Source organism: Achromobacter sp. GW823-FHT04E03, from assembly GCF_058796095.1.
In genome coordinates this window covers 30,427-56,285 of the sequence record NZ_JBXAIJ010000003.1, presented here as the reverse complement: position 1 = coordinate 56,285, position 25,859 = coordinate 30,427, and the positions used below count along the sequence as shown (strand labels likewise).

At 66.2% G+C, this 25,859-nt stretch carries 25 protein-coding genes; 15 read left to right on the top strand and 10 right to left on the bottom strand.

Annotated features, from left to right (window positions below; translation table 11 throughout):
- Positions 1 to 36 precede the first annotated feature (36 nt).
- Together AC1RHV_RS19825 and AC1RHV_RS19820 are read right to left on the bottom strand one after the other, a co-directional pair.
- The gene (locus tag AC1RHV_RS19825) at positions 37 to 306 is read right to left on the bottom strand and encodes an ABC transporter permease (RefSeq protein WP_492301815.1); all 270 of its coding nucleotides are present in this window, start codon (positions 304 to 306) and stop codon (positions 37 to 39) included.
- Positions 273 to 701 carry an ABC transporter permease gene (locus AC1RHV_RS19820; protein WP_492301813.1) on the bottom strand — a complete coding sequence of 143 codons (429 nt, stop codon included), beginning with the start codon at positions 699 to 701 and terminating at the stop codon, positions 273 to 275. Before AC1RHV_RS19820 ends, AC1RHV_RS19825 begins: the two co-directional genes overlap by 34 nt.
- A 322-nt stretch (positions 702 to 1,023) precedes the next feature.
- On the opposite strand from AC1RHV_RS19820, the gene AC1RHV_RS19815 reads away from it, so the two are divergent.
- Positions 1,024 to 1,617, top strand: coding sequence for a hypothetical protein (locus AC1RHV_RS19815; RefSeq protein ID WP_492301812.1), 594 nt, complete (start codon positions 1,024 to 1,026; stop codon positions 1,615 to 1,617).
- Positions 1,618 to 1,680: 63 nt separating this feature from the next.
- On the opposite strand, the gene AC1RHV_RS19810 is transcribed toward AC1RHV_RS19815, so the two are convergent.
- The 4 genes from AC1RHV_RS19810 to AC1RHV_RS19795 form a co-directional block, all read right to left on the bottom strand.
- Positions 1,681 to 1,848 carry a hypothetical protein gene (locus AC1RHV_RS19810; RefSeq protein ID WP_492301810.1) on the bottom strand — a complete coding sequence of 56 codons (168 nt, stop codon included), beginning with the start codon at positions 1,846 to 1,848 and terminating at the stop codon, positions 1,681 to 1,683.
- A 904-nt stretch (positions 1,849 to 2,752) separates the two neighbouring features.
- Positions 2,753 to 4,030, bottom strand: coding sequence for a TRAP transporter large permease (locus tag AC1RHV_RS19805; RefSeq protein ID WP_054451153.1), 1,278 nt, complete (start codon positions 4,028 to 4,030; stop codon positions 2,753 to 2,755).
- Between the two features lie 36 nt (positions 4,031 to 4,066).
- On the bottom strand, positions 4,067 to 4,567 hold the full coding sequence (locus tag AC1RHV_RS19800) for a TRAP transporter small permease (protein ID WP_054451154.1): 501 nt from the start codon (positions 4,565 to 4,567) through the stop codon (positions 4,067 to 4,069).
- Between the two features lie 101 nt (positions 4,568 to 4,668).
- The gene (locus AC1RHV_RS19795) at positions 4,669 to 5,643 is read right to left on the bottom strand and encodes a TRAP transporter substrate-binding protein (RefSeq protein WP_054451155.1); all 975 of its coding nucleotides are present in this window, start codon (positions 5,641 to 5,643) and stop codon (positions 4,669 to 4,671) included.
- A gap of 103 nt (positions 5,644 to 5,746) precedes the next feature.
- On the opposite strand from AC1RHV_RS19795, the gene AC1RHV_RS19790 reads away from it, so the two are divergent.
- From AC1RHV_RS19790 to AC1RHV_RS19750, 9 genes are all read left to right on the top strand, one after another.
- Positions 5,747 to 8,278, top strand: coding sequence for an ABC transporter permease (locus AC1RHV_RS19790; protein WP_175162651.1), 2,532 nt, complete (start codon positions 5,747 to 5,749; stop codon positions 8,276 to 8,278).
- Entirely contained in the window at positions 8,278 to 8,700 is a 423-nt protein-coding gene (locus tag AC1RHV_RS19785; protein WP_054451157.1) for a group II truncated hemoglobin, read from the top strand. The genes AC1RHV_RS19790 and AC1RHV_RS19785 overlap by 1 nt, the downstream gene beginning before the upstream one ends.
- Entirely contained in the window at positions 8,690 to 9,427 is a 738-nt protein-coding gene (locus AC1RHV_RS19780; protein ID WP_054451158.1) for a 3-deoxy-D-manno-octulosonic acid kinase, read from the top strand. Before AC1RHV_RS19785 ends, AC1RHV_RS19780 begins: the two co-directional genes overlap by 11 nt.
- Positions 9,428 to 9,571: 144 nt before the next feature.
- Positions 9,572 to 10,675 (top strand): polyamine ABC transporter substrate-binding protein, encoded by a 1,104-nt coding sequence (locus tag AC1RHV_RS19775; RefSeq protein ID WP_119450499.1) that lies wholly within the window; start codon positions 9,572 to 9,574, stop codon positions 10,673 to 10,675.
- Positions 10,676 to 10,681: 6 nt separating this feature from the next.
- Entirely contained in the window at positions 10,682 to 11,809 is a 1,128-nt protein-coding gene (locus AC1RHV_RS19770; protein ID WP_054451160.1) for an ABC transporter ATP-binding protein, read from the top strand.
- Positions 11,806 to 12,726 carry an ABC transporter permease subunit gene (locus tag AC1RHV_RS19765; protein WP_054451161.1) on the top strand — a complete coding sequence of 307 codons (921 nt, stop codon included), beginning with the start codon at positions 11,806 to 11,808 and terminating at the stop codon, positions 12,724 to 12,726. Before AC1RHV_RS19770 ends, AC1RHV_RS19765 begins: the two co-directional genes overlap by 4 nt.
- A complete protein-coding gene (locus AC1RHV_RS19760) occupies positions 12,723 to 13,532 on the top strand; it encodes an ABC transporter permease subunit (RefSeq protein ID WP_042792726.1) in 810 nt (269 codons plus the stop codon). The genes AC1RHV_RS19765 and AC1RHV_RS19760 overlap by 4 nt, the downstream gene beginning before the upstream one ends.
- Positions 13,529 to 13,885 (top strand): arsenate reductase, encoded by a 357-nt coding sequence (locus AC1RHV_RS19755; protein WP_054451162.1) that lies wholly within the window; start codon positions 13,529 to 13,531, stop codon positions 13,883 to 13,885. The genes AC1RHV_RS19760 and AC1RHV_RS19755 overlap by 4 nt, the downstream gene beginning before the upstream one ends.
- Before the next feature lie 46 nt (positions 13,886 to 13,931).
- Positions 13,932 to 14,618, top strand: a complete 687-nt coding sequence (locus AC1RHV_RS19750) for a DNA-3-methyladenine glycosylase (protein ID WP_244300643.1) — start codon at positions 13,932 to 13,934, stop codon at positions 14,616 to 14,618.
- 40 nt (positions 14,619 to 14,658) lie between these two features.
- Here the strand turns inward: AC1RHV_RS19750 and AC1RHV_RS19745 are convergent, their stop codons facing one another.
- Positions 14,659 to 15,357, bottom strand: coding sequence for a PhoP regulatory network YrbL family protein (locus tag AC1RHV_RS19745; RefSeq protein WP_119450497.1), 699 nt, complete (start codon positions 15,355 to 15,357; stop codon positions 14,659 to 14,661).
- A gap of 140 nt (positions 15,358 to 15,497) precedes the next feature.
- On the opposite strand from AC1RHV_RS19745, the gene AC1RHV_RS19740 reads away from it, so the two are divergent.
- The 5 genes from AC1RHV_RS19740 to phoU all read left to right on the top strand — a co-directional run bounded on the left by AC1RHV_RS19740 (position 15,498) and on the right by phoU (position 21,842).
- Positions 15,498 to 16,868, top strand: coding sequence for a DNA recombination protein RmuC (locus AC1RHV_RS19740; protein WP_492301805.1), 1,371 nt, complete (start codon positions 15,498 to 15,500; stop codon positions 16,866 to 16,868).
- Positions 16,869 to 16,974: 106 nt separating this feature from the next.
- Positions 16,975 to 18,504, top strand: a complete 1,530-nt coding sequence (locus AC1RHV_RS19735) for an amidase (RefSeq protein ID WP_492301803.1) — start codon at positions 16,975 to 16,977, stop codon at positions 18,502 to 18,504.
- 64 nt (positions 18,505 to 18,568) lie between these two features.
- On the top strand, positions 18,569 to 20,230 hold the full coding sequence (locus AC1RHV_RS19730) for an isovaleryl-CoA dehydrogenase (RefSeq protein ID WP_492301801.1): 1,662 nt from the start codon (positions 18,569 to 18,571) through the stop codon (positions 20,228 to 20,230).
- 37 nt (positions 20,231 to 20,267) lie between these two features.
- Positions 20,268 to 20,948: a ribose-5-phosphate isomerase RpiA gene (rpiA, locus tag AC1RHV_RS19725; protein WP_054451340.1), complete on the top strand. Its 681-nt coding sequence runs from the start codon at positions 20,268 to 20,270 to the stop codon at positions 20,946 to 20,948.
- A gap of 174 nt (positions 20,949 to 21,122) precedes the next feature.
- Entirely contained in the window at positions 21,123 to 21,842 is a 720-nt protein-coding gene (phoU, locus tag AC1RHV_RS19720) for a phosphate signaling complex protein PhoU (RefSeq protein WP_054451167.1), read from the top strand.
- Positions 21,843 to 21,845: 3 nt separating this feature from the next.
- Here the strand turns inward: phoU and AC1RHV_RS19715 are convergent, their stop codons facing one another.
- The 3 genes from AC1RHV_RS19715 to argA all read right to left on the bottom strand — a co-directional run bounded on the left by AC1RHV_RS19715 (position 21,846) and on the right by argA (position 25,660).
- A complete protein-coding gene (locus tag AC1RHV_RS19715; protein WP_492301799.1) occupies positions 21,846 to 23,786 on the bottom strand; it encodes a phosphocholine-specific phospholipase C in 1,941 nt (646 codons plus the stop codon).
- Positions 23,787 to 23,932: 146 nt separating this feature from the next.
- Positions 23,933 to 24,205, bottom strand: coding sequence for an oxidative damage protection protein (locus AC1RHV_RS19710; RefSeq protein WP_054451169.1), 273 nt, complete (start codon positions 24,203 to 24,205; stop codon positions 23,933 to 23,935).
- A 96-nt stretch (positions 24,206 to 24,301) separates the two neighbouring features.
- On the bottom strand, positions 24,302 to 25,660 hold the full coding sequence (gene argA / locus AC1RHV_RS19705) for an amino-acid N-acetyltransferase (protein WP_054451170.1): 1,359 nt from the start codon (positions 25,658 to 25,660) through the stop codon (positions 24,302 to 24,304).
- Between the last annotated feature and the right edge of the window lie 199 nt (positions 25,661 to 25,859).

Below are 25,859 nucleotides of genomic sequence, written 5' to 3'. Positions count from 1 at the left end.
TCTTAGGGCGCCAACCGCGCCGTGGATGAGCGGGTTTCAGTCGGATCTGAGCGCTTCAATCGGACTCAACTTCGAGGTTACAAAGGCGGGGTAGATACCGAAGAACAATCCGGTCAAAAGCGACATGCCGAACCCGAGTAGTGCCGCCAGAGCCGATAGCGTCGGCTCCCAGCCTGTGAACCACGCGTAGAGTACGGAGGCGGACATGCCGAGCAGGGTGCCTGCTCCGCCTCCCACGAACGAGAGGCTGACCGTCTCAGTGACGATCATTGTCATGATGCCCCTCTGGTCGGCGCCGATGGCCATGCGCAGCCCGATCTCGCGCCGTCGTTCGGCGAGTTCGCGCGGCGATCCGCCTTGATCGGCAGAATCAGGGCGTTGTCGAGATCGAACGGCAGTAGTGGGTTGCGTGGCGCACTACGCAGGACTCCCACGACCGTATAGCGGTAGTTGTCCATGCGGATCTCATCGCCCAGCGCCAGCTCTGTGGCGCCACCGACGAGTTGCGTAGCCAGATTCCCTCCGACCACCACCACGGTGTTCAATCCATCCCGGTGGGAAATGAATCGGCCGCGGGCGAGTTCCAGCCGAGCTGCGGTCATCAGGTGTTCCGTGGTGCCAATGACCGTCGCGTCGAGCAACTTTCCTCCTGTGCCGGTCTTGACTGGCGTCGTCGATAGCGGAACGGCGCTCACGACCACGAGGCCGACCTGCCGGCATGAATTCTTCAGTTCTCATCGTCATTATGGTGAGCAGCTTCGGGTAGAACTTCCCTTCGCTGACGTAAAGGTCGGATTTCTGGCTGATCGCGTTGAGAACGCATGTGCGCTGGATGGAAAAAGTCAGAAAAGTCCCGTTTTTTGCTCGCTTTTTGGACTAAAAGCTCGCGATCCTTCAACCTAGTATCAGGCGATAAGTTAAGACCCAGTTCTATCAACGTAGCTTTCCGGGACGTAGGTGCCAAGAGCATTGAGCAAAAAATGCTCCAAGGCTCGGCACTTCCTGTATTGATTGGAGATGTGAATGAATATTCAGTCTGGCTTTAGCGTCATTTCGTTCCAAAGCGCAGATCGAGTGGGCTTTTCGAAGCTGGGCTCGACTACGACGAATTCGATGTCGGTGGACGTGGCGGGGTTTCAGAAAGTCCTTCAGGGATTCAATTCCTCGACCACACAAGCGGGCATTTCCGATGCGGCTCGCAAGCGCTCGAGCCAGGAGGGGGCCGCGACGCTGGGCCGCACGGCGAGTCAGGAGAAGTTGTTGAATTCCGCCGCTTCCGACCCGAAATACGCTGAACAGCTCGCGTATGACATGGCCAATATACCCAGCACGATCTGCTACGACATACGCGATCAGCTTGCCCCGGGAAGGGGGGGGGAGCCGCTGAATAAGCTCTCTTCCGGGCGCATCATCGACGAAGCCTTCAAGGAGAATTTTTCCAAGGAGGCTGCCGTGATTGACGCGCAGCGCAAGGCGATATACGACTCCGAGAAGGCAAAGGGTACTCCTGCGGATCAAATTCTTGCCAAGCTCTTTGACCATACGAACTCGCAATCCGAAGACTACCTTGAGGCCAGTGGCTGGTTTGCATCGCGGGCGAAAAAAAAGGCAGCGTAATTGCGGATTTATCGTTAATGGCGAGCCGGCGTGAGACTCGCTGGCCGCTCGCCGATTGCTGGATCAGCCGTCGTAGTCCACCGTCACGTTGGCGAGGCTAGTAGCCGCCACGGGGGCCGGCATCGTGCCGTTGCCGCCGACGCGCGCGTAGAAGCGGACGGGCGTGTTGGCCTTGGCGCCCTTGTCTATGAAGCTGACCGCGCCCGGGCCGAGCGGGTCACGTCGTGGCATATGGTGCCGGTGCCGTCGCACAGCAGTATTTGGAAGCCGGTCGGACGCGGGAAACTGTAGCCGCTGTTGTAGAGCACAGTGGTGATGGTTGCGGTGCTCGGCGGGCGGCCGACTACGGGCGCCTCCGCGCTTACCCAAAAGTTCTTGTTGTAGATGACAGGCATGACTGCCAAGCTCGAGTAGGAGCCATGCGGCCATGGCGTTCTGGGCGCGCGCCGCGAGTGCCAGGGAGGCGGTAGCCAGCACGCGTCGCGAGAAATTCTCCTATCCCGTAAGCTCCTCCTTCTGGCAGGTACCCGTCGGTAGAGATTTGGCGCTTCCGTGATGCGGAATGTGAGGGGATCCGTGTCGAGATGGGGCGTAGCGCTATGGGTGGCTAGTCTGCATAGGGCCAAGAGAAAGCCAACCAACATCGTCATTTCAACTCCGCCGCTGGATGGGTGGCGCGCGCGAACGGATCTTGATGCGCAAGCGGCTGCCGGCCGCGCGCCACCCATCACCGCCCACATCCCCCCAACTGCCGAAGCCACTAGCAAGCAGCTCCCCGCATTTGCGCAAGCGCAGATAGCAACGACGACCACCAATGCGTATGCTGCTTGCGGCCGCCCGCGCGGCCGCAAGCAGCGGGCAACGCAAGACTCGCCACCAACCACAGGTCTAGCAGCGCAACAGGCCAAGAATTCGGTAGCTCGCCGGCGCGGGCGCCTTGGCGGCGAGCAACCTCGATGCGCCCGAGGGAATCTGAAGGGAGGGCCGCAGGCCCGGACGAAGATGACGAAGGGGCAGTCCGGAGCGAACGCTCCGGACCGCAAGCGTGGGCGCTCGCCGCCGAGGCGCCCGCGCCGGCGAGCGGCCTACGAAGAAGCCCTGACGCCCGCCACTACAACAGAACCTGCAAACAGACCTACTTAGCGTAGACCAGATCCCGCAACCCCAGCGACAACCCCGGCCAATAAGTAATGACCATCAGGCAAACAATCACCACCCCCACAAACGGAATCAACGGCTTGATCAACCTCTCCAACGGCAACTTGGCCACTGCGCAAGCCGCGAAAAGATTCACGCCGAACGGCGGCGTAATCATCCCCAGCGCCAGGTTCACCACCATGATGATCCCGAAGTGCACCGGCTCCACGCCGAATTTCAGCGCCACCGGCAGCAGCAAGGGCGCCAGCACCACGATGGATGCCGAGGTTTCGATGAACATGCCGATCACGAACAGCGCCGCGTTCACGCCCATCAGGAAGGTGAACTTGGTGTCGAAGATCTGCGCCAGCCACACGCCCAGCGCGTCCGGGATGCCCGCGCGGTTGAGCAGGAAGCTGAAGATGCCGGCATTGGCGATCACGAACATGATCACCGCCGTCGACACCACCGACTTGTGCAGCGTGGCGGACAGCTGCTTGAAGCTCAGGCGGCGGTAGATGAACTTGCCCACCACCACGGCGTACATCACTGCCACGACCGAGGCTTCGGTTGGCGTGAAGATGCCGCCGTAGATGCCGCCCAGGATGATGACCGGCATCATCAGCGCCAGCCAGGCGTTCTTGAACGCAGGCCACAGCGGCAGGCGGCCTTCGCCGTCGCGCTTGCCCAGGTTGTTGCGCTTGGCGTAGAGCCAGACGTAGAGCATCAGCGCCACGCCGATCAGGATGCCCGGCATGACGCCGGCGATGAACAGTTCGCCGGTCGAGGTGTCGGTGGACACCGCGAACAGGATCATCGGGATCGAAGGCGGGATGATCACGCCCAGTTCCGCCGCGCTGGCCTGCAATGACGCCGCGAAGGGCGCCGGGTAGCCGTGCCGGATCATGGCGGGAATCAGGATCGCGCCCACCGCGAAGGTGGTGGCCACGCTGGAGCCAGCCACGGCGGCGAAGATCATGCAGGTCAGCACGCAGGTGCAGGCCAGGCCGCCCTGGATGCCGCCCACCACGCTCTTGGCGAACTCCACCATGCGTTCGGAGATGCCGCCGGCTTCCATCAGGTTGCCGGCCAGGATGAAGAAGGGGATGGCGACCAGCGGGTACTTGTCCAGCGCGGCGAAGAGTTGCTGGGCCACCACCACCCAGGGTAGGCCGGCGGCGCCGACTCCCGCCAGGCTGGCCAGGCCGATCGACACGGCGACCGGCACGGACAGCCCGAAGAAAATCAGCATCGAGACAATCATTAATTGGGACATGGCGATATCTGCTGCTTATGTTCTGTGGGGGGCGGCTCAGCCTTGCGCGTCGTTGCGCACAGGCACGTCGTCTTCTTCGCCGGCGCACCAGCGGGCCAGCACGGCGATGGCGGCCAGGGTGGCGCCCACGGGGATGGCCAGATAGATCCAGGAAATCGAAATGTCCAGGCTCGGCACGGTCTGGAAGCGCACGCGGTAGGTCATGTTGCCGCCAATCCAGGCCAGAAAGCCGAGGAATCCGGCGCAGATCAGGCCGATCACGGCTTCGAGCACGCGGCGGCGCGTGCCGCCCAGCAGGTTGCGCAGCAGTTCCACGCTGATCATGGCGCCGTGGCGAAAGGCCAGGGCCACGCCCAGCAGCACGGTCCAGATCAGGAGGGCGCGGGTCAGCACCTCGCTCCAGTCGGCCGGGGAGTGCAGCACGAAGCGCGCGATGACTTGGTAGAAGGCGGCGGCCGCGGCGGCCACCAGCAGCAGTTGGGCAAGGACCGAGACCAGTTTGAACAGGCCGCGGTCGAAGGCGCAGAGCAAACGCATGATGAATCCCGTTGGCGTTGTACGCAAAGGATGGGAACAAAAGCGGCGGGACCGGGATCCCGCCGCCAAGGGGATGCGCCCCGGATCGGGGCGACCCCTGCTTACTTGGTGTCGCGGATCGCGTCGATCAGCTTCTTGTCGAACTTCTTGTAGTACTCGGGGTAGGCAGGCTCGACGGCGGCGGCGAAGGCGGCGCGGTCCACTTCGGTCACCTGCATGCCTTCCTTCTTCAGTTGTTCGACGCCCGTCTTCTCGATGTTGTCCACGTAGGCGCGCATGGCCTGGGCGGATTCCTTGCCAGCCTTGTCGAAGTTGGCCTTGTCCGCGGCCGACAGGCCCTCGTACACGTTGGCCGACATCAGCACCAGGGCCGGGCCGTAGACGTGGCCGGTCAAGGACAGGTATTTCTGCATCTGCGACAGCTTGGCCGAGGTGATCACCGACAGCGGGTTCTCCTGGCCATCGATGGTGCCTTGCTGCAGGGCGGTGGCGACTTCAGGCCAGGCCATGGGCGTCGGCAGGATGCCGATCTGGCGGAAGGCCGTAATGTGGATCGGGTTTTCCGTGGTGCGGATCTTCAGGCCCTTGGCGTCGGCCGGCGTCTTGACCGGGCGGACGTTGTTGGTCAGGTGGCGGAAGCCCTGTTCGCCCCAGGCCAGGGCGATGATGCCGCGGCTGGGGAACTTTGCCAGCATATCTTGTCCGATCTTGCTGTCGAGCACGTTGCGGGCGTGCGGCAGGTCGCGCAGCAGGAAGGGGATGTCGAACACGCCGGTTTCGGGAACGAAGTTCAGCGTGGCGCCGGTGGACACGATGGCCAGGTCGATGGTGCCGATCTGCAGGCCTTCGATCACTTCGCGTTCGCCGCCCAGCGCGCTGTTGGCGAATTGCTGTACCTTGTACTTCCCGCCCGTGGAGGCTTCGATGGACTTGGCCAGCGCGTCGGCGCCGGCGCCATAGTGCGAGGACGTGGACAGCGCGTAGGCCATCTTCAGGGTGTTCTGCGCCACGGCGGGCAGGGCGGTTGCGGCCGTGCAGGCGGCCAGTATCGTGGCGGCAAGCCAGGATTTACGCATCGTCTTCTCCAGGTTTTGAGTATCTTTATGGGTGGCTTAGCCTCCCGCCCCGGGATGATATCGGGATTCGGCCCCGATCTAGGCCGTTGGTTAACATTGTGGAATGATGGATTTCCCTGATACGTCACGGGCCAGGCGCCCAGGTTTTTGGTCCACCTTGCGCCAGGGCGCCAGGATGATGATGCGCGACGCCCGCGCCGGGGAACTGCGGCTGCTGGTGCTGGCGCTGGTCGTGGCGGTTGCCGCGGTGACCAGCGTCGGCTTCCTGGCGGACCGGGTCGGCCGGGCGCTGGAGCGCGACGCCGGGCAGATGCTGGGCGCCGACCTGGTGCTGGACGCCGACGAGCCGGTGCCAGCGGTCTTCATGGATCAGGCCCGCGAACGCGGTTTGGCCGTCTCCAGCACCTGGCAGTTTCCCTCCATGGTCGGAGCCGGAGACGGCGCCCAACTGGCTGCGCTGAAGGCGGTGGAGCCGGGCTATCCGCTGCGCGGCGCCCTGCGCGTGGCGGGCGCACCGTTCGAACCCGATGCCCCGACTCGCGATATTCCGCCTGAAGGGGCGGTCTGGGTGGACGCCCAATTGCTGTCCCTGCTGAACCTGAAGGTGGGCGACACGCTGAACGTGGGTGACGCCCACCTGCGGGTGGACCGCGTCATTACCTATGAGCCGGACCGCGGCATGCAATTCGTCAACGTGGCGCCGCGGGTGCTGCTGCGCGCCAGCGATCTGCCCGCCACCGGCCTGATCGCGCCGGGCAGCCGCATCGGCTATGCCATGCTGGTTGCGGGCCAGCCCGACGCCGTGGCGGGCTACTCGACGTGGCTCAAGCAGAATCTGAAGCGCGGCCAGAAGGTTGCCACCCTGGAGTCCGGCCGGCCCGAAGTGCGCCGCACGCTGGACCGGGCGCAGCGCTTCCTGTCGCTGGTCGCGCTGCTGGCAGTGCTGATATCGGCCGTGGCCGTGGCCCTGGCCGCCGGCCGCTACATGACGCGCCACCGCGACGGCATCGCGGTCATGCGCTGCCTGGGGGCGGTGCAGTCGCAAGTGTCGCGCATGCTGACGCTGGAGTTCACCCTGGTCGGCCTGTTCTCGTCGGCCGCGGGCTGCCTGCTGGGTTATGCGGTGCATCAGGTGCTGGTCATGCTGCTGGGTTCGCTGATCGATACCAGCTTGCCTGCGCCCTCGGCCATCCCGGCCTTGCAGGGGCTGTTGACCGGCCTTTTGCTGTTGCTGGGTTTTGCCTTGCCGGCGCTGGCCCAGCTGCGCCACGTGCCGCCGGCCCGGGTGCTGCGCCGCGACGCCGACGCGCTCAGCGCGCGCAGCGCCCTGGGCTATGTCCTGGGGGCCGCGGGCTTCGCGCTGCTGATCTGGTGGTTTGCCGGCGACGCCAAGCTGGGCGGCGTGGTGGCGGGCGGCTTCTTGGGAGCCTTCGCCGTGTTCGCGCTGGTGGCCTGGCTCTGCATCCTGGGCCTGGCGCGCGTGCGCCGGCTGGCCGCCGGCCTGCCGGCGCTGCGTTTCGCGCTGGCTGGCGTAGTGCGCCGGCGCGCCGCCACCATCACCCAGGTGTGCGCTTTGGCGGTGGGCCTGATGGCGCTGTTGTTGCTGACCATGACGCGCACCGACCTGATCCAGGGCTGGCAGCGGACCTTGCCGCCGGACGCACCCAACCGTTTCCTCATCAATGTGCAGCCGGACCAGCGCCAGGCCGTGACCGACGCGCTCACCCGCGAAGGCTTGGGCCGCATCACGCTGGCGCCGATGGTGCGCGGGCGGCTGATCGCCATCAACGGCAAGCCCGTGGGGCCGGACGACTACGAGGAGCCTCGCGCCAAGCGGCTGGTGGACCGCGAGTTCAACCTGTCCTATGGCGACGAATTGCCGTCTTCCAACCGTATCGAGCAGGGCCGCTGGCTGGAGCCGGGCGCGTCCGAGGTGTCGCTGGAGTCAGGCCTGGCCAAGAGCCTGGGCCTGGCGCTGGGCGACAAGATGACCTTCGATGTGGCGGGGCAGCAGGTCGAGGCGGCAGTCACCAGCACCCGACGGGTCGATTGGGATACGATGCGCGTCAATTTTTTCGCCATCCTGACGCCCGCCGCGTTGGCCGACATGCCCCAGAGCTGGATCACGTCCTTCTACCTGCCGCCCGAAAAGGCCTCGGTCCTGCCCGCGCTGGTGCGCGAGTTCCCGAACCTGACGGTGTTCGACGTAGGCGCCATCCTGCAACAGCTGCAATCAGTACTGAACGAAGTGGGGAAGGCCGTTCAACTGTTGTTCCTGTTCACGCTGGCCGCCGGCGTGCTGGTGCTGTCCGCGGCGCTGACGGCCACGCGCGACGAGCGCATGCGCGAAGCCGCCGTGCTGCGCGCTCTGGGCGCCACCCGTAGCCAGCTGGCGCGCTCCCAGCGCATCGAGCTGTGGGCCGTGGGTGGCCTGGCTGGTCTGCTGGCAGCGGCCGGCGCCACCGCAATCGCTTGGGCTTTGTCAACGCAGGTCTTTGATTTCACTATTACTCTTAGCCTTTGGCCGTGGCTGGCGGGCATCGCCGCGGGCATGTTGGGCGCCTGGGCCGGCGGCGCCCTGGCCCTGCGCGGCGTGTTGCGCACGCCGCCCCTGGTCACCCTACGAGAAACCTGATGCCGACGCGCGTCCATACGATTACCGAACCCGTGGAAAACTCCAGCAGCATTTTTGACCTACTTGGCGGCGAGCCGGGCGTGCGCGCCCTGGTGGACCGCTTCTATGACCTAATGGACATGGAGCCCGACCTGAAGGAGCTGCGGGCGGCCCATGGTCCCAGCCTGGACCAGGCGCGCGACAAGCTGTTCTGGTTTCTTTGCGGTTACTTTGGCGGCCCGGACCACTATATAGAACGCTTCGGCCATCCCCGGCTGCGCGCCCGCCACCTGCCGTTCTCGATCGGTGAGGTCGAGCGCGACCAGTGGGTGACCTGCATTGGCCGGGCCATGGAAGACCAGGGGATCGAACCGGCCCTGGTCGAACGCCTGCTGCAGTCCTTCTACGGCGTAGCCGACTGGATGCGCAATCGTGAAGGCTGAAGGCGATTCCCGATCCGGCGAACGGCGCCAGGCCTGGTCCGGCCCCCTGGGCGGAGCCATGCTGAGCGATCCCTCGCGCCTGACAGAAGCCGGCCCGGACCTGTTCAACCCGGCGCACTATGGCGATCGGGCGCGGCCGGTGGATGCCGGCGGACGCCAGGCCGCCTGGTTCGTGCAGGGGGCGGGCTGGCAGGGCGTGCTGCGCCGCTACCGCCGCGGCGGGATGATCGCGCGCATCAGCCGCGACGCCTATCTCTGGAACGGCGAGGCCCGCACCCGCAGCTTTCGCGAATACCGCCTGCTGGCCGCCATGCGCGCCCAGGGCCTGGCGGTGCCTGCGCCGCTGGCCGCCGCCTATTGGCGGCAAGGCCCGATCTACCGCGCCGCCATCGTGGTCGAGCGCATTCCCGGCGTGCGGCCGCTGGCCCACATGCTGGCCGAGCCGGTCTGGCAGGCGGCGGCCGAGGCCATCGTGCGCATGCACCGGGCGGGCGTCTGGCATGCAGACCTCAATGCCTTCAACATCCTGGTGGGCAGCGACGGTCGCATCTGGCTGATCGATTTCGACCGAGGCACGCAAGGTTCCCTGTCCGACCGCCAGCGCGAGGCCAACCTGGAACGCCTGCGCCGTTCGCTGCGCAAGGTCGCCGGGGAAGAGGGCGAGCGCTTCTGGCTGCGCCTGCGCGACAGCTACTGGACGGCCTGGGGCGTGGGGATCCAGCCCTGATCCCGGCGGGGGCGGCCAAATGCCTCCATCTGGCCCAAATCGCGCCAATCACCCGGCAAAGTTGGGCAGGTCCTCGCTAAAAAGCTTTATCATTTCGCCTTTTGGTACTCCTGTCACATACGGCATAACGCAAGGGGGCTGGTGATGAAACTACGGGCGGGTATGCGCTTGGCGCTTGGGGCGATGCTGGTCATGGCGGCCTCGTCGGCGGCGGTGGCGCAGAACAAGGTCGTCAACGTCTACAACTGGGCCGAATACACGGCTCCGGACACAATTCCCGGTTTTGAAAAGGAAACCGGCATCAAGGTCCGCTATGACGTCTACGACAGCAACGACACCCTGCAGGCCAAGTTGTTGGCCGGCAAGTCGGGTTATGACGTCGTTGTCCCGTCCACGCATTACGCCTCGCGCCAGATCGAAGCCGGCCTGTTCCAGAAGCTGGACAAGTCCAAGATCCCGAACTGGAAGTACCTGGATCCCGAAATCATGGCGCTGGTCGCCACCGTCGATCCCGGCAACGAATACGCCATTCCCTGGGGCTACGGCACCAATGGCCTGGGCTACAACGTCACCAAGGTCAAGCAGATCATGGGCGACGGCGTGGACCTGGCTAACTGGGACATGATCTTCAAGCCCGAGAACGCCGCCAAGCTGAAAGAGTGCGGCATCTCCATGCTGGACGAAGCCGCCCAGGTGTTCCCGGCCGTGCTGAAGTACCTGGGCAAGGATCCCAACAGCACCAACGCCGACGATTACAAGGCCGCGCTGGACGTGTTGATGAAGATCCGCCCGTACATCCGCCAGTTCAGCTCGTCGGGCTATATCGACGAGCTGGCCGTGGGAGACCTGTGCATGGTCTACGGCTTTTCCGGCGACGTGATGATCGCTCGCAAGCGCGCCCAGGACGCCAAGAAGTCCTATGAAGTGAACTACTTCATTCCGAAGGGCGGCGCGCCCGCGTGGTTCGACCTGATGGTCATCCCCAAGGATGCTCCGCATCCCGAAGAGGCGCTGGCCTTCATCAACTACATCGAAACGCCCAAGGTGCATGCGGCCATCACCAACACCATGTTCTATCCCAACGCCAACAAAGAGGCGCGGCAGTTCGTGGTCAAGGACGTGGCCGACAACCCCATGATCTACCCGCCGGCGGACGTCTCCAAGACCCTGTATGTGATCAAGGCGCTGCCCTTGAACATCCAACGCCTGCAAAACCGGATGTGGTCCGAGCTGAAGTCTGGAAGATAAGTCATCATGAGCGATAGCCGTTACTCGGCGCAGCATTCGGCCGATCCGGACGAGTTCGTCCGGATTTCCGATGTCGTAAAGATCTTCGGCGATGTGGTCGCCGTCCGTTCCGTCAATCTCTCGGTCAAGCGCAACGAGATCTTCGCCCTGCTCGGCAGTTCGGGCAGCGGCAAGTCCACCTTGCTGCGCATGCTGGCGGGCTTCGAGGAAGCCACCTCGGGCCAGATATTCCTGGACGGCGAAGACATCACGCACGTGCCGCCGTACCGCCGGCCCGTGAACATGATGTTCCAGTCCTACGCATTGTTCCCGCACATGACGGTCGAGGCCAACGTGGCCTTCGGCCTGAAGCAGGAAGGCGTGGACCGGGCCGAGATCCATGACCGCGTGTTCGAAGCCCTGGACCTGGTCCAGATGGCCGGTTATTCGCGCCGCAAGCCCAACCAGCTGTCGGGCGGCCAGCAGCAGCGCGTGGCGCTGGCGCGCAGCCTGGTCAAGCGGCCCAAGCTGCTGCTGCTGGACGAGCCCATGTCCGCCTTGGACAAGCAGATCCGCCAGAAGACCCAGATCGAACTCGTGAAGATCCTGGAGCAGGTCGGCGTGACCTGCATCATGGTCACGCACGACCAGGAAGAAGCCATGACCATGGCCCACCGCCTGGCCGTCATGACCGAAGGCCAGATCGTCCAATGCGGCACGCCGCAGGACGTCTACGCCTTTCCGAATTCCCGCTTCGTCGCCAGCTTCATCGGGTCGACCAACATGTTCACCGGCACCATCGTGGTCGATGAACCGGACCACGTCGCCATCGAGTGCGGCGAGCTGACCCGTCCGCTCTTCGTCAACCACGGCGTGAGCGAGCCGCTGGGCATGGAAGTGCACGTCTCCATCCGCCCTGAACGGTTGGTGGTGTCGCGCGAGCAGCCCGAAGCCGAATACAACTGGGCCCATGGCATGGTCAGCCACATGGCCTGGATGGGCAGCTACGCGCTCTATCAGATCCGCCTGGATTCCGGCAAGACGGTCGAGGCCAGCGTGCCCAGCCAGTTGCTGGCCCAGATGGACGCGCCCGGCATCGATGAAGAGATCTTCGTCAGCTGGGACGCCGACAGCGCCACGGTGCTGGCGTCATGATCCGCTTTTCGCCCCGCGACTGGTTGCCGTCGGGCCGGGCGCTGGCGGTGGTGCCGCCGTTCGCCTGGCTGGTGCTGTTCCTGCTGGTGCCGTTCCTGCTGGTCCTGAAGATCAGTTTCGCCGAGCTGAAGTTCGGCATTCCGCCCTATACGTCCCTGGCGGAATTCAAGGACGAGGCGGTGCAGTTCAGCCTGCACCTGCGCGGCTACATCCTGCTGTTCACGGACAGCCTGTACTTCGCCACGTATCTGAATTCGGTGAAGATCGCCGCCATCACCACGCTCTTCTGCGTGCTGATCGGCTATCCCATCGCCTATTACATCGCGCGTTCGTCGCCGGCGGTGCGCAACCTGCTGCTTTTGGGTGTGATCCTGCCGTTCTGGACTTCGCTGCTCCTGCGCGTGTACGCCTGGGTCGGCATCCTGCGCAACGACGGGCTGCTCAACAACCTGCTGCAGGGCCTGGGCATCATTTCCAGTCCGCTGGAAATCTACCGCACCGACATCGCCGTCTACATCGGCATGGTTTACGCCTACCTGCCATTCTTCATCCTGCCGCTGTACGCCACGCTGGTGAAGATGGACCTGCGCCTGCTGGAAGCCGCCTACGATCTGGGCGCCAAGCCCTGGCAGGCGTTCTGGCAGATCACGGTGCCGCTGTCGCGCCAGGGCGTGATTGCCGGCGCCATGCTGGTGTTCATCCCGGCGGTGGGCGAGTACGTGATCCCCGAAATGCTGGGCGGCGCCAACACGCTCATGATGGGCCGCGTGATGTGGAATGAGTTCTTCAACAACGCCGACTGGCCCATGGCTTCGGCCGTGACCTGCGTGATGGTGCTGTTGCTGCTGGTGCCGCTGGTGTACTTCCAGTACAACCAGGTCAAGCAGCAGGAACAGGCGAACGGAGGCCGCAAATGAACGGGCCCAACAAGACTTTGCGCGCTGTCGTGCTGGGACTGGGGTACTTTTTCCTGTACGTGCCCATCATCAGCCTGATGGTGTTCTCGTTCAACGAGTCGCCCACCGTCACGTCCTGGACCGGTTTCTCGTTCCGCTGGTATCACTCGCTGTTCAACGACGACGCGCTGCTGCGCGCGGCCTGGCTGTCGTTCCGCATTGCCGCCATGACTGCCACCGCCGCCGTCATCATCGGCACCTGGGCCGGCTACGTGCTGGGGCGCATGGGGCGCTTCCGCGGCTTCGCGCTGTACGTGGGCATGCTCAGCGCGCCGCTGGTCATCCCCGAAGTGGTGCTGGGCATCTCGCTACTGCTGATGTTCGTGGAGCTGCGCGGCAGCCTGGGCTGGCCCGCCGAAAACGGCATCTTCACGATCTGGGTCGGCCACGTGACCCTGTGCATGGCCTTTGTCGCGGTGGTCATCCAGACCCGCATCCGCGACCTGGACCGTTCGCTGGAAGAAGCCGCGCTGGACCTGGGCGCCACGCCCATGACCGTGTTCTTCAAGATCACGCTGCCGCTGATCGCGCCGGCGCTGGCCTCGGCCTGGCTGCTGTCCTTCACCCTGTCGCTGGACGACGTGGTGCTGGCCTCGTTCCTGTCCGGCCCCAGCTCCAGCACGTTGCCCATGGAAGTTTTCTCGCGCGTGCGCCTGGGCCTGAAACCCGAGATCAACGCGCTGGCGACCCTCTTCATCCTGGCGGTCGGCACTTGCGTGATCCTGGCCAACCGCATGCAATGGCGCAAGGAGTCCGAACCCAAATGAAGCAAACCACCCTGTATGGCCTGACCAAGTGCAGCACCTGCGTCAAGGCGCGCGACTGGCTGACGGCGCATGGCGTCGCCCACGCGTTCGTGGACTACCGCGACAACCCGGTGCCGGCCGCCACGCTGAAAGCCTGGGCGGACCAGGTCGGCGGCTGGGAAAAACTGGTCAACCGCACGTCCATGACCTGGCGCAACCTGCCCGAAGAGCGCAAGACGGCGCACACCGATGCGCAGTGGACCCAGTTGATCGCCGAGTATCCGGCATTGGTGCGCCGCCCGGTCACGGTCACGCCCGATGGCGAGGTGAGCGTTGGCTTCAGCGAAAAGCGCTACGGCGAACGTTTCGCCTGAGGCGCCGGCCCAGGCCGGCCCGGCGCCGGGCGCGCCCGGCCGGGCCTTGCCTGACGCCTTCTTCGACCGCGACGCCGCCCAGCTGGCGCGCGAGCTGCCGGGCAAGGTCATCCGCCACCGCGTGGGCGACCTGTGGCTGTCGGCCCGCATCATCGAGACCGAAGCCTATTACCTGGAAGAGAAGGGCAGCCATGCGTCGCTGGGGTACACCCATAAGCGGCGCGCGTTGTTCATGGATGGCGGTACGGTCTACATGTATTACGCCCGCGGCGGGGATTCGCTGAATTTCAGCGCGGGAGGGCCGGGCAATGCCGTGCTGATCAAATCCGCCTATCCCTGGACGGACGCGCTGTCCGGACCGCAAGCGCTGGCCCGCATGCTGGAGTTGAACCCCGATGCACAAGGGCGGCCGCGACCGGTCTCCGGCCTGTGCGCCGGCCAGACCCTGCTGTGCCGGGCGCTGGGCCTGAAAGTGCCGGACTGGGACGCACGCGGTTTCGACCCGCAGGCGCTGTATGTGGAGGATGTGGGGGAGTCGCCCGAAGCCCTGATCTGCACCACGCGCCTGGGCATTCCGCTGGGCCGGGACGAACACCTGCACTACCGTTTTGTGGACCCTGCTTACGCGGCCTTTTGCACGCGCAATCCCTTGCGCCGCGGACAGCGCGCCGGCCACGACTACGTATGGGTGGACCGCCAGGGCGTGGTGTTGCCAGAGGCGCCGCAGGCGTAACCGACCGGCCCGCACCCCGGCCGCGTCTGCGCAGGGCGCGTCAGAACCCGCCGGTGGCAATGCGTTCGGCCAGGGCCGCGCGCATGCGCACGTACTTGCGGTGGATGCGCCGGCTGTTCAGGCGCTTGCTCCAGGCATAGATCGGGATCAGCGGCAGGCCGCCGAAGCCGTCGATCAGGTACAAGCCCTGCTTGCCGTCGGCATTCAGTCCACAGGCGATGTTGCTGGCGGAGACATCGTGCAGAACCACGTGGGCATCGGCCAGATCCTGGAAGAATTCGTCCAGCTGCGCGCTGAGGGCGTCGTCGAGCTTGCCCTGCCTGGCCAGGTCCGTCACGGTGGGGGCGATGTTGCCGTCGGCGTCGCGGATTTTCTCGACGACCAGGCCCAAGCCCAGCGTGGTTTGGGCCACGCCGAGTATGCGCGCCATGGGCACTTGCCATACGCCCGAGGGGCGGGTGGTGGTGGTGACGTATTCGTAGATTTCGGTCAGGTAGACGCGGTACGCGCTTTCGCGCTGGTATTGCTTGTACCAGCGCTTGAACGGGCGGGCCTCCAGATAAATCGCGCGGGCGCGCATGTCCATGACCTTGACGAGCAAGGACGGCATGTTGGGGTGCTGGAAGATGTGCCGGTCATGGCCGGAGGCGACCGGCGTGGCGGCGTCCAGGTCCAGCGGCCCGAAGATGGACTGGAAAGACGCCGCGGGCGTACAGAGAGAAGGATCTGCGGGGTTCAAGGGGAGATCAAGCCTGTTTGGATGCTCCCGAGTTTAATCCTTGGGCTGGAGCATGAGTCCGCCAGATGCCGAATCTCGGCCGGATTTACCAGGGAAGGCGTGGCCGGAGTCCTACAATCCCGGCTTTGGAGACGCATCTTTTGAACGACATACATCTGCTTTGGATCGCCGCGGGCGGCGCCGTTCTGGCCTTTTTGGCGGCCTTGCTGGCATGGCTGCGCCCGCCCGCGCAGGATGCCCGGCTCGACGCGCTGCTGGAAAGCCTGGAACGCACCGAGCGCGCGCTGCGCGCCGACATCGCGGAAGGGCAGCGCGGCCTGCGCAGCGAATTCGCGGACTCCACCCGCGTCCTGAGGGTGGAGCTGTCGCAGTCGCATGGCGATTTGCGCGCCGGGTTGTCGCGTGACGCCCAGGCCGCGCGCGCGGAGTCGGCGGAATCGCTGGCGCGATTTGCGGCGGGTTTCTCCGAGCAGTTGCAGGGCCTCATCCAGATCAACGAGCGGCGCCTGATGGAAGTGCGCGCCACGGTCGACCAGCGGCTGCAATCGTTGCAAACCGACAACAGCGCCAAGCTCGACGAAATGCGCCGCACCGTGGACGAAAAGCTCCACGCCACGCTGGAGCAGCGCCTGGGCGAGTCCTTCAAGCTGGTGTCGGACCGCCTGGAGGCCGTGCACAAGGGCCTGGGCGAAATGCAGGCCCTGGCGGCGGGCGTGGGCGACCTGAAGCGGGTGCTGACCAACGTCAAGTCGCGCGGCACCTGGGGCGAGGTGCAACTGGCCAGGCTGATCGAGGACAACATGACGCCGGACCAATACGCCAGCAACATCAAGCCCGTGCCGGGCAGCGATGCCGTGGTGGAGTTCGCCATCCGCCTGCCGGGGCGCGGCGATGGCGGCGAACCCGTCTGGCTGCCGATCGACGCCAAGTTTCCCAAGGAAGAGTACGAGCGCCTCATGGACGCGCAGGAAGCCGCCGACACCGAAGGCGTGAAGAACGCCGGCGCCGCGCTGGGCCGCGCGGTGGAACTGCAGGCGCGCCTGATCGCCGGCAAGTACGTGGCGCCGCCGCACACCACCGACTTCGCCATCATGTTCCTGCCTACCGAGAGCCTGTACGCGGAGGTGCTGCGCCGCCCGGGCCTGCTCGATAAGCTGCATGACCTGCGCGTCAACGTGGCGGGCCCCAGCAACCTGGCGGCATTGTTGAACAGCCTGCAGATGGGGTTTCGCACGCTGGCGATCGAACAGCGTTCGTCCGAGGTCTGGCAGGTGCTGCGCGCGGTCAAGACGGAGTTCGGCAAGTTCGGCGAATCCCTGGCCAGCGTCAAGAAGACGCTGGACACCGCCAGCAACAAGATCGGCCAGACGGAAGTGCGCACCCGCGCCATGCTCAAGAACCTGAAAGCCGTCGAGGCGCTGCCCGAAGCCGACGCCCGGCTCCTGCTCGGCACTGCGGACGAGGGCTACACCGGGGACGACGACGAAGACCAGGCCGCAGGCCAGAACTGATCCGGCCGCGGCGGCATCGCAGGGGCGTGAGCTTGTTGCCCGCAGCGACTGCCGATATCCTGGCGTCAGCGGCAATCCGCCGTCAGTCACCTGGAGCATTGCAAGCATGAGCACCGCTGAACGCCATGATTCCTCCACCCTGGACGCGACGGCGCTGGGCGCCGATATCGCACAAGGGGTCACCACTGCGCTTGCTGCGATGCAGCAGGCGGTGGACCGGGTGGCGGCCCGCAATCCCTCGATCAACGCCGCCTGCGGCCTGCAGGCGGAAATCGGCCTACGCCTGGCGCAGTCATTGGACGAGGAGCTGGGCGGCCTGTCGCAGGAACAGCGGTTGGCGCAATTGCAGAAACGGCCGTTCCTGGGCGTACCTACCTTGCTCAAGGACCTGGGCACGGCGGCGCTGGGCCTGCCCAGCGCCATGGGTTCGGTGCTGTACGGCCAGGTGGAATGGAACGTCGACGCCGAGATCGTCAAGCGCTACCGCCGCGCGGGCCTGATTCCGTTCGGCCGCACGACCAGCGCCGAATTGGGCCTGAGCCCCACCACCGAATCGCCGGTCTACGGGCCGGCCACCCAGAACCCCTGGAAGGCGGGCCATAGCGCGGGCGGGTCCAGCGGCGGCGCGGGCGCTGCGCTGGCTAGCGGCATGGTGCGCATCGCCCATGGCAGTGACGGCGGCGGGTCGATCCGCATTCCTTCGTCCTGCTGCGGCGTGCTGGGCCTGAAGCCTTCGCGCGGCTTGATGCCGCTGGGCCCGCTGAAGGGTGAAGGCTGGGGCGGCCTGGCCACCGAACACATGATGACCCTGTCGGTGCGCGACTGCGCCGCGTCGCTGGACATCAGCGCCGGCGCCGACGTGGGTGCGCCTTACGCCGCGCCGGCACTGCCGGCTGACTCCTACCGCGCCGTGGTGGCGCGCGTCGCTGCTGATCCGCAATCGGCCGCACGGCGCCGCATTGCCTTCGTCAACACGACCTACGAGGGCGAGGCCATCCATCCTGAAGTGGCGGCCGCCGTGGACGAGGCCGCGCAGCTTTTCGCGTCGCTGGGCCATGAACTCGCGCCTGCCGCGCCGCCGGTGGGATCCGAGGAGGTGCTGTCGCCGATGCTGCCGCTGATCGCGAGCGCGGCGGCCAACGCCATTGACGCCTTCGTGGCCGCGCGCGGCCGCCGCCTGGCCGCCGATGAATTGCAACCGACAACGCTGGGCGCGCGCGAATACGCCCGCGCCATCTCCGGCGCGCAGTACGTGGCCTGCGTCGATACCTGCCACGAGATCACGCGCCGGGTCGGCCGCTTCCTGGAACGCGACGGCGCGCAAGGCTACGACCTGTTCCTGAGCCCGGTGCTGGCGCAGCCGCCGGCGCCCATCGGCCGCTACGCCATGGACAACGCCGACTACCTGGCCTACCGTTTGGGCAAGAAGGGCGTCATCGGCTATTCGCCGTTTGCGCCCTTGGCCAATCTGACCGGCATGCCCGCCATCTCCATCCCCTTCGGCATGTCGTCCGACGGCCTGCCCATCGGCATCCAGCTGATGGGGCCGCTGGGCAGCGAGGCGCTGCTGCTGGAGCTGGCGGCGCAGGTCGAGGCGCTGCGGCCCTGGGCCCTGGTGGCGCCGATGGCCAGATAGGCCCGAAGGGGCTGACCGCGCCGCGGGCTGGCGGCACATCAGTGGACCGATCCAGGGAGCAGCCATGTCATCGTTCGCGACACATACCGTATCCAACCAGGTGCCGCCCCTGGAGGACTACTCCTTGTACGAAACCGACCCGGCCTTGCGCGAGGCGGTGCGGCGCGAAGGCGCGCAAGCCTGGGAGCCGGACCTGGCGGCGCATGGCGCCTGGCTGGGCCGCGCGCAGACGCTGGAAGCCGGCGCGCAGGCCAACCGCTGCACGCCGCGCCTGGTCAGCTACGACCGCGGCGGCCACCGCATCGACCGCGTCGAATTCCATCCGTCCTGGAATCTGCTGATGGGCGGCATCATGGCGCGCGGCCTGCACAGCCGCGCCTGGGCGCAGCCCGAGCCGGGCGCGCAGGTGGCGCGGGCCGCGGCCTATGTCATGCAGGGGCAGGTCGAGGCGGGCAGCCTGTGTCCCACCACCATGACGTTTGCCGCGGTGCCGCTGTTGCAGCGTGAACCTGCGGGCGTCGTGGATTTCGGCGGGCAATGGCTGAACGCCCTGTATTCGCGGGAGTTCGACGGCGCCGACGCGCCGCTGGCCGCGAAGCGCTCGGCCCTGATCGGCATGGGCCTGACGGAGAAGCAGGGCGGCTCCGACCTGCGCGCCGTCACCACGCGCGCCACGCCAGTAGGCGCGCCTGGCCGCGGCCGCGCCTATTTGCTGGTCGGCCACAAATGGTTTTTCTCGGTGCCGCAGGCCGACGCGCATCTGGTGCTGGCGCAGACCGACGAAGGACTCAGTTGCTTTTTCGTGCCGCGCTGGATACCGGACGGACCGCGCAATGCCGTGCGCGTGCGCCGGCTGAAGGACAAGCTGGGCAACCGCAGCAACGCCAGCGCCGAGGTCGAATTCGAGGAAGCCTGGGGCGTCATGGTGGGCGAACCGGGCCGCGGCCTGGCCGTGCTGCTGGAGATGGCCGCCACCACCCGGCTGGATTGCGTGCTGGGCAGCGCGGCGCTGCTGCGGCAGGCGCTGGTGCAGTCGGCGCATCATGCGCGCCACCGTCACGCCTTCGGCAAGCCCTTGATCGAGCAGCCGCTGATGCGCAACGTGCTGGCCGACCTGGCGCTTGAAAGCGAGGCGGCCATGATGCTGGGCCTGCGGCTGGCGCGCGCCGTGGACGAGCGCGCCGACGCCGCGGCGCGGGCCCTGGTCCGCGTGGGTACGCCGGCCGCCAAGCTCTGGGTCTGCAAGCGCGCGATCGCCGCGGTGGCCGAATGCATGGAGGTCTGGGGCGGCAACGGCTACGTGGACGACGGCCCTATGCCCCGGCTTTACCGCGAAACCCCGGTCAATTCCATCTGGGAAGGCTCCGGCAACGTCATGGCGCTGGACGTATTGCGCGCCTTGCAGCGCGAGGCCGGAGCGCTGCCCGCGCTGGAGCGCGAGTTCGCGCAGGCGGCGGGGCAGTACCAGGACTTCGACGACGCGCTGGCGCGCTGGCGGACCTTGCTGGCTGATGGCGTCCAGGCCGAGTTCCAGGCTCGCCGCATCGCCGCCGGCCTGGCGCGCTTGTGGCAGGCCGCCTTGCTGATCCAGCATGCGCCTGCGCCGGTGGCGCAGGCTTTCGTCGCCGGCCGCCTGAACGCGGGCGGCGGCGTGTTCGGCGAACTGGCGGCGGGCGCGGATGTGCAGGCCATCCTGGCGCGGGCGTGGCCTGCTGCCGCATGCTAAATTTCCTGGCTTGACCAACCTTCCCGCATTTTTCGCCATGCTTTCCCAGCAAGAACTCAAGCAGCAAGCCGCCGACGCGGCCCTGGAATTCGTTGAACAGGTCGCAGGACCCGACGCCATCATCGGCGTGGGCACGGGCTCCACGGCGGATCTCTTCATCGACGGCCTGGCCCGTTTCAAGGGCCGGATCGGCGGCACGGTGGCCAGTTCCGAGCGCAGCGCCGCCCGGCTTGCCGGACACGGGCTGAAGGTGCTGGACCTGAACGACATCACGACGATGCCGATCTACGTCGACGGCGCCGACGAGATCGACGCCAACCTGCACATGATCAAGGGCGGCGGCGGCGCGCTGACGCGCGAGAAGATCGTGGCTTCGGTGGCCGAGCGCTTCATCTGCATCGCCGACGAGTCCAAGCTGGTGCAGACCATGGGCAAGTTCCCGCTGCCCGTCGAAGTCATCCCCATGGCGCGCGCATCCGTGGCACGCGCCCTGGCGGCGCTGGGCGGTCAGCCCAAGCTGCGCGAGGGATTCGTCACCGATAACGGCAACGTCATCCTGGACGTGTCCGGCCTGTCCATCACCGACGCGCCGGGCCTGGAAGCCCGGGTCAACAATCTGGCGGGCGTAGTGACCTGCGGCCTGTTCGCGATCGCGGGCGCCGACGTGGCCCTGCTGGCCACGCAAAACGGCATCCGCCGGCTGGACCGCCGCGCCTGAGTCCGCTTGCCGACGCCTCCCGGCGTTGCCCCGGCCGGCCCGCCTTGTGGCCGCCGGGGTCCGTGTTCATAATCCTGTCACACTTGGGTCATAACCTTGCGGGTTGTGCAGGCCCATCTCGTAATATCCTTTTTTCAGGGCAGTGCAATGAGACCAAACACGCAGGGAGCCCGGATGTCGGAGCATACAAACAAGCAGTTCGATGCGGACCTCGAAAGCGTCCGTTCGCAGTTCCTGCAAATGGGCGGCCTTGTGGAAGCCATGATCCAGGAGGCCATCGACGCGCTCGCCAGCGGCGACATTTCGCTGGTCGAGAAAGTCCGTGAGCGTGAAAAGGAAGTCAACCGCCACGAAGTCGAAATCGACGAGAGCATCAGCCGCATCCTGGCGCGCCACCAGCCCACCGCCATCGACCTGCGCATGCTGATGGCCGTGTCCAAGATGCTGACCGACATGGAGCGTTCCGGCGATGAAGCCGAGAAGGTCGCCACCGTCGCGCGCCGCATCCACGAAGCCGAACTGCGCCACATCCCGGTGATCGAACTGCGCCACATGGCTGCCAATGTGCGCACCATGCTGCATCAGGCGCTGGACGCGTTCGCCCGCCTCGATCCCATCCAGGCCGCCGCCGTCGTGCGCAGCGACAAGGAAGTGGACAAGGAATGGAAGGGCGCGCTGCGCCACCTGATCACGTACATGATCGAAGATCCGCGCACCATCTCGCGCGCCATCGACATGATCTTCATCGCGCGCGCGCTGGAACGCATCGGCGACCACGCCAAGAACATGTCCGAGCGCGTGATCTACATGGTCAAGGGCGCCGACGTGCGCCACACCGGCGTGAAGAACACCGAGCGCCTGGCGCGCGGTGAAGAAGAAGACACGGAAGAGTAAGCGTCAGTCCAGGGGCAGCGTCGCCCCTGCCTGCAGGCGCGGGTCCGGCAGGCCGGCTTTGCCGGCGTCGATGCGGCCCGCCAGCCTGCGGCCGAATGCCGGCAAGGCAAGCGCGGTGATCTCCAGGTCGTACCATCCCTGGCAACCGCCGTAGGCAAGATCCAGCGAGCCGTCCGCTTGCACGTGCGCCATGGCGCACCAGCCGTCGCCCATGCGCGACTCCACTTTTACCGCCTGCGGCGTTTCGCCGCGATTGACGAGACGCAGGCTCAGGCCGGTCGCCGCCGGCATCACTTGCGCCTCCAGCGTGCCGGCATCGCGCGCATCGCCGCGGAAGTGCCGGTGCAGGCCGTCGGGGCCCAGCAGCCACAAGTCATAGGCGCCATCGGCGTGCAGGCGCCAGCCGTCGTCCAGCCGCGCGCCCGCGCTCACGGTATAGCGACGCGGCGCGTGTTCCAGCGCGTGGCGGTCGTAGACATGCAGCACCGCGCCTGCGGCGCCGGGATTGCGCAGGGTCAGCCGGTAATGTCCGCCGTCGGCAGCCATGCGGCCTTGGACGTCCAGCGCGTAGGGCAGGGCGCAAGCCTGGCGCAGGCCTTCGGCGTGCGCGCCGCGGGCGGCAGCGAAGTCGAAGGCCGAGGTCAGGTCGCCGGCGATCTCGCGCCGCCAAGCGCTGATACTGGGTTCCAGCACGCCAAATCGCGCTTCCAGGAAACGGATCACCGACGTGTGGTCGAACACCTGGGAATTGACCCAGCCGCCACGGCTCCAGGGCGAGACCACCAGCATCGGCACGCGCGGCCCCAGCCCGAACCCGCGCCCATGCAGTCCGGCAGGGTCGTCGGGCGTGGCGGCGCTGGGCCCATGGCGCACATCGTGGTATTCGCCGTCCAGCTCGACCGTGGAGAGGCCGCCCGATAGGCCGTCGGCCGCGCGGGCAGGCGGCGCAGGCGGCGGCATGTGGTCAAAGAAGCAGTCGTTCTCGTCGTAGGTGACGAAGAACACGCAGCGGCTCCAGACCTCGGGATTGCGGGTCAGGATGTCCAACACGCGCTCCGTGTAGGCACCGCCCCTTGCCGGCGACGAGACCTCGGGGTGTTCGGAATCGGCCGTGGGCGCAATGATCCAGGACACCTGCGGCAGCGTGCCAGCGGCGACGTCGCGGGCCAACTGGTCCAGCGTGCACGTGGACAGGCCGCGGTCGCGCAGGGGCGCGTCGCCGGCCGCACCCGCATGCTGCCGGCGGTACTGCTGGAAGCCGGCCAGCGGATTGTCGTGATAGTTGTCCGCCATGTCCTGGTAGATGCGCCAGTCCACGCCGGCGTCCTGCAGGCGTTCGGGATAGGTGGTCCAGGCATAGCCTTCGCTGGCGGGCCCCAGGCGGTCGAAGGTATTCACCAGGGCTGGGCCGCCCGCCAGGCCTTGCGGATCATTGGTGCCGGTCCAGAGGAACAACCGGTTGGGATTGGTGCCGGCATGGATCGAACAATGATAGGCGTCGCACAGGGTGAAGGCGTTTGCCAGCGCGGTCTGGAACGGCACCTCCTCGCCACGGTAGGCGCCCATGCCCAGGCGGCTCTTGGCGGGCAGCCATTGGTCCATGCGGCCGTCGTTCCAGGCGCGCTGCGCGTCGTCCCAGGTGTGCGGCGTGATGTAGCCCACCTGTGCATCGCTGGCGTATTCGGCCTGCAGGGCATAGGGGCGGACCTGCGCCGCACCATCCGCCTGCGTCAGCACATTGCCCGTCAGCGTGGGGGCGGGATGCGGATCGGCGAAGCCGCGCACGCCGGGCAAGGTGCCGAAATAGTGGTCGAAAGAGCGGTTTTCCTGCATCAGGATCACTACGTGCTGCACGTCCTGCAGCGTGCCCGCGCGGCGGTCGGGCGCGATGCCGAGCGCGCGTTCGATGGGCGAGGAGGGGGACAGGCGCGATTCTTCTTTCATGACAGCGATGATACGGCCAGCAGTACTTGAATCTTAAGGCCGGCGCCAAGGCGGACGCTGGCGCCGGAAATGAACAGCCCCTCGCGGGCGAGGGGCTGCATCGGGTGGGCCGCCATCAGCTTGCGGCCGGAAAAGGCGCGGCTGGATCAGGCCGAGGGCGGAACGTAGCCCTGCGCTTCGACGGTGCCGTCTTCGAACAGGAAGCGCTCCATCTGTTCCTTCAGGTACTTGCGGGCGCGGGCGTCCGCAAGGTTCAGGCGGTTTTCATTGACCAGGCGCGTCTGGATGGCCTTCCATTCTTCCCAAGCTTCCTTGGAAATGCTCTGCCAGATCTTGGTGCCGAGTTCGCCGGGGTAGGGGGGGAAATCCAGCCCTTCGGCTTCACGCTTCAGTTTTACACAGTTGACGATACGGGCCATGGTTCGCTGCCGGAAGAAATGAGTAATCCTGCATTTTAACGGGCTTGGCGACCTGATGGCGCCAAGCCCCTGCGGACCCTGCGGGTAGCCCGGGTGTTACAGCTTCTTGATGAAGACCAGGCTGTTGCGCGAACGGTTGTAATTGTGCTGTTTTTCACGCGGCAGGTCGGCGATGCCGCCCTGCACGAAACCGCGCTTCATGAACCAGTGCGAGGTGCGCGTCGTCAGTACGAAGAGGCGCTTGGCGCCGACGGCGCGCGCGCGCGATTCCATGTGGCGCAGCAGGATTTCGCCTTCGCCCGAACCCTGCCATTCCGGATGCACGATCAGGCAGGCCATTTCGGCCATCTGCTCTTCGGGGAAACTGTGCAGGGCCGCGCAGCCGTAGATGACGCCGTCGTGCTCCAGCACGGTGAAGTTTTCCACGTCGCGCTCGACCACGCTGCGTGGACGCGGCACCAGCGTGCCGTCGGCTTCCAGCGGTTCGATCAGGCTGAGGATGGCGCCGACGTCGTCGATCGTGGCGGCGCGCAGGTCGTCCAGCGTGTCTTCCACCACCATGGTGCCGACGCCGTCGTGGGTGAAGATTTCCAGCAGCACGCTGCCGTCCAGCGCGAACGGCAGCAGGTGGGCGCGGGCCACGCCGCGCTTGACCGCGAGCGAGGCGTACTGCAGGAAGGCATGGGTCTCTTCGTCGAGTTCACCGCCGGCCAGCAGGGCGTCGGCGTCCACGCGGGCGAGTTCAGTGTCCAGCGTGCCGTCGTCGTTCAGCACGCCCTGCGAGCTGGACAGGAAGATGAGTTTTTCAGCGCGCAGCGCCACCGCGACGCTGGTGGCCAGGTCTTCCATGGCCAGGTTGAACGCGTCGCCGGTGGGCGAGAAGCCCAGCGGCGACAACAGCACCACGGACGAGCCCTTTTCGATGGCGAACTTGAGCGCGTCGATGTCGATCTTGCGCACCTGGCCGGTGTGCTTGTAGTCCACCCCGTCCAGCACGCCGGTCGGGCGGGCGGTGACGAAGTTGCCGGAGATGACACGGATATGGGCGTGCGACATGGGCGTGTTCGGCAGCCCCTGGCTGAAGGCGGCCTCGATGTCCAGGCGGATTTCGCCGGCGGCTTCCTTGGCGCATTCCAGCGCGGCGGCGTCGGTGGGCGACAGGCCGCGGTCGAATTGCTGGGTAAAGCCCTTCAGGCGCAGCTGCTCATTGACCTGCGGACGCGAGCCGTGCACCAGCACCAGGCGGATGCCCAGCGAGGACAGCAGCGACAAGTCCTGCACCAGCGCGTTCAGCGCGCCGGCCTGCACCAGTTCACCGCCGAAAGCCACCACGAACGTCTTGCCTCGGAACGCATGCACATAAGGCGCCACTTCTCGGAACCATCGGACGAATTGGGCGGGTGCGAATTCTGGGGCTTCAAGGGCGGAGACGGTGTCTGGTTCCAGGTCGGGCATGATGGGCGGAAGGATTCCTGAGAGTAAGCAAAAACGCGGCGCCGTGCCGCGCCATAGCGCCGTCGGACGACGGCGTGGCGAAATTATATGACCGTCGCGCCCCGGCGCAGGCGGAAAAGAGTGCCAATTTGGTGCCGGATTTACCGGTTTGCGCCCGCGGCGCCGGCAGCGGGCTCGCGGAAATTTATAATGCCGGGCT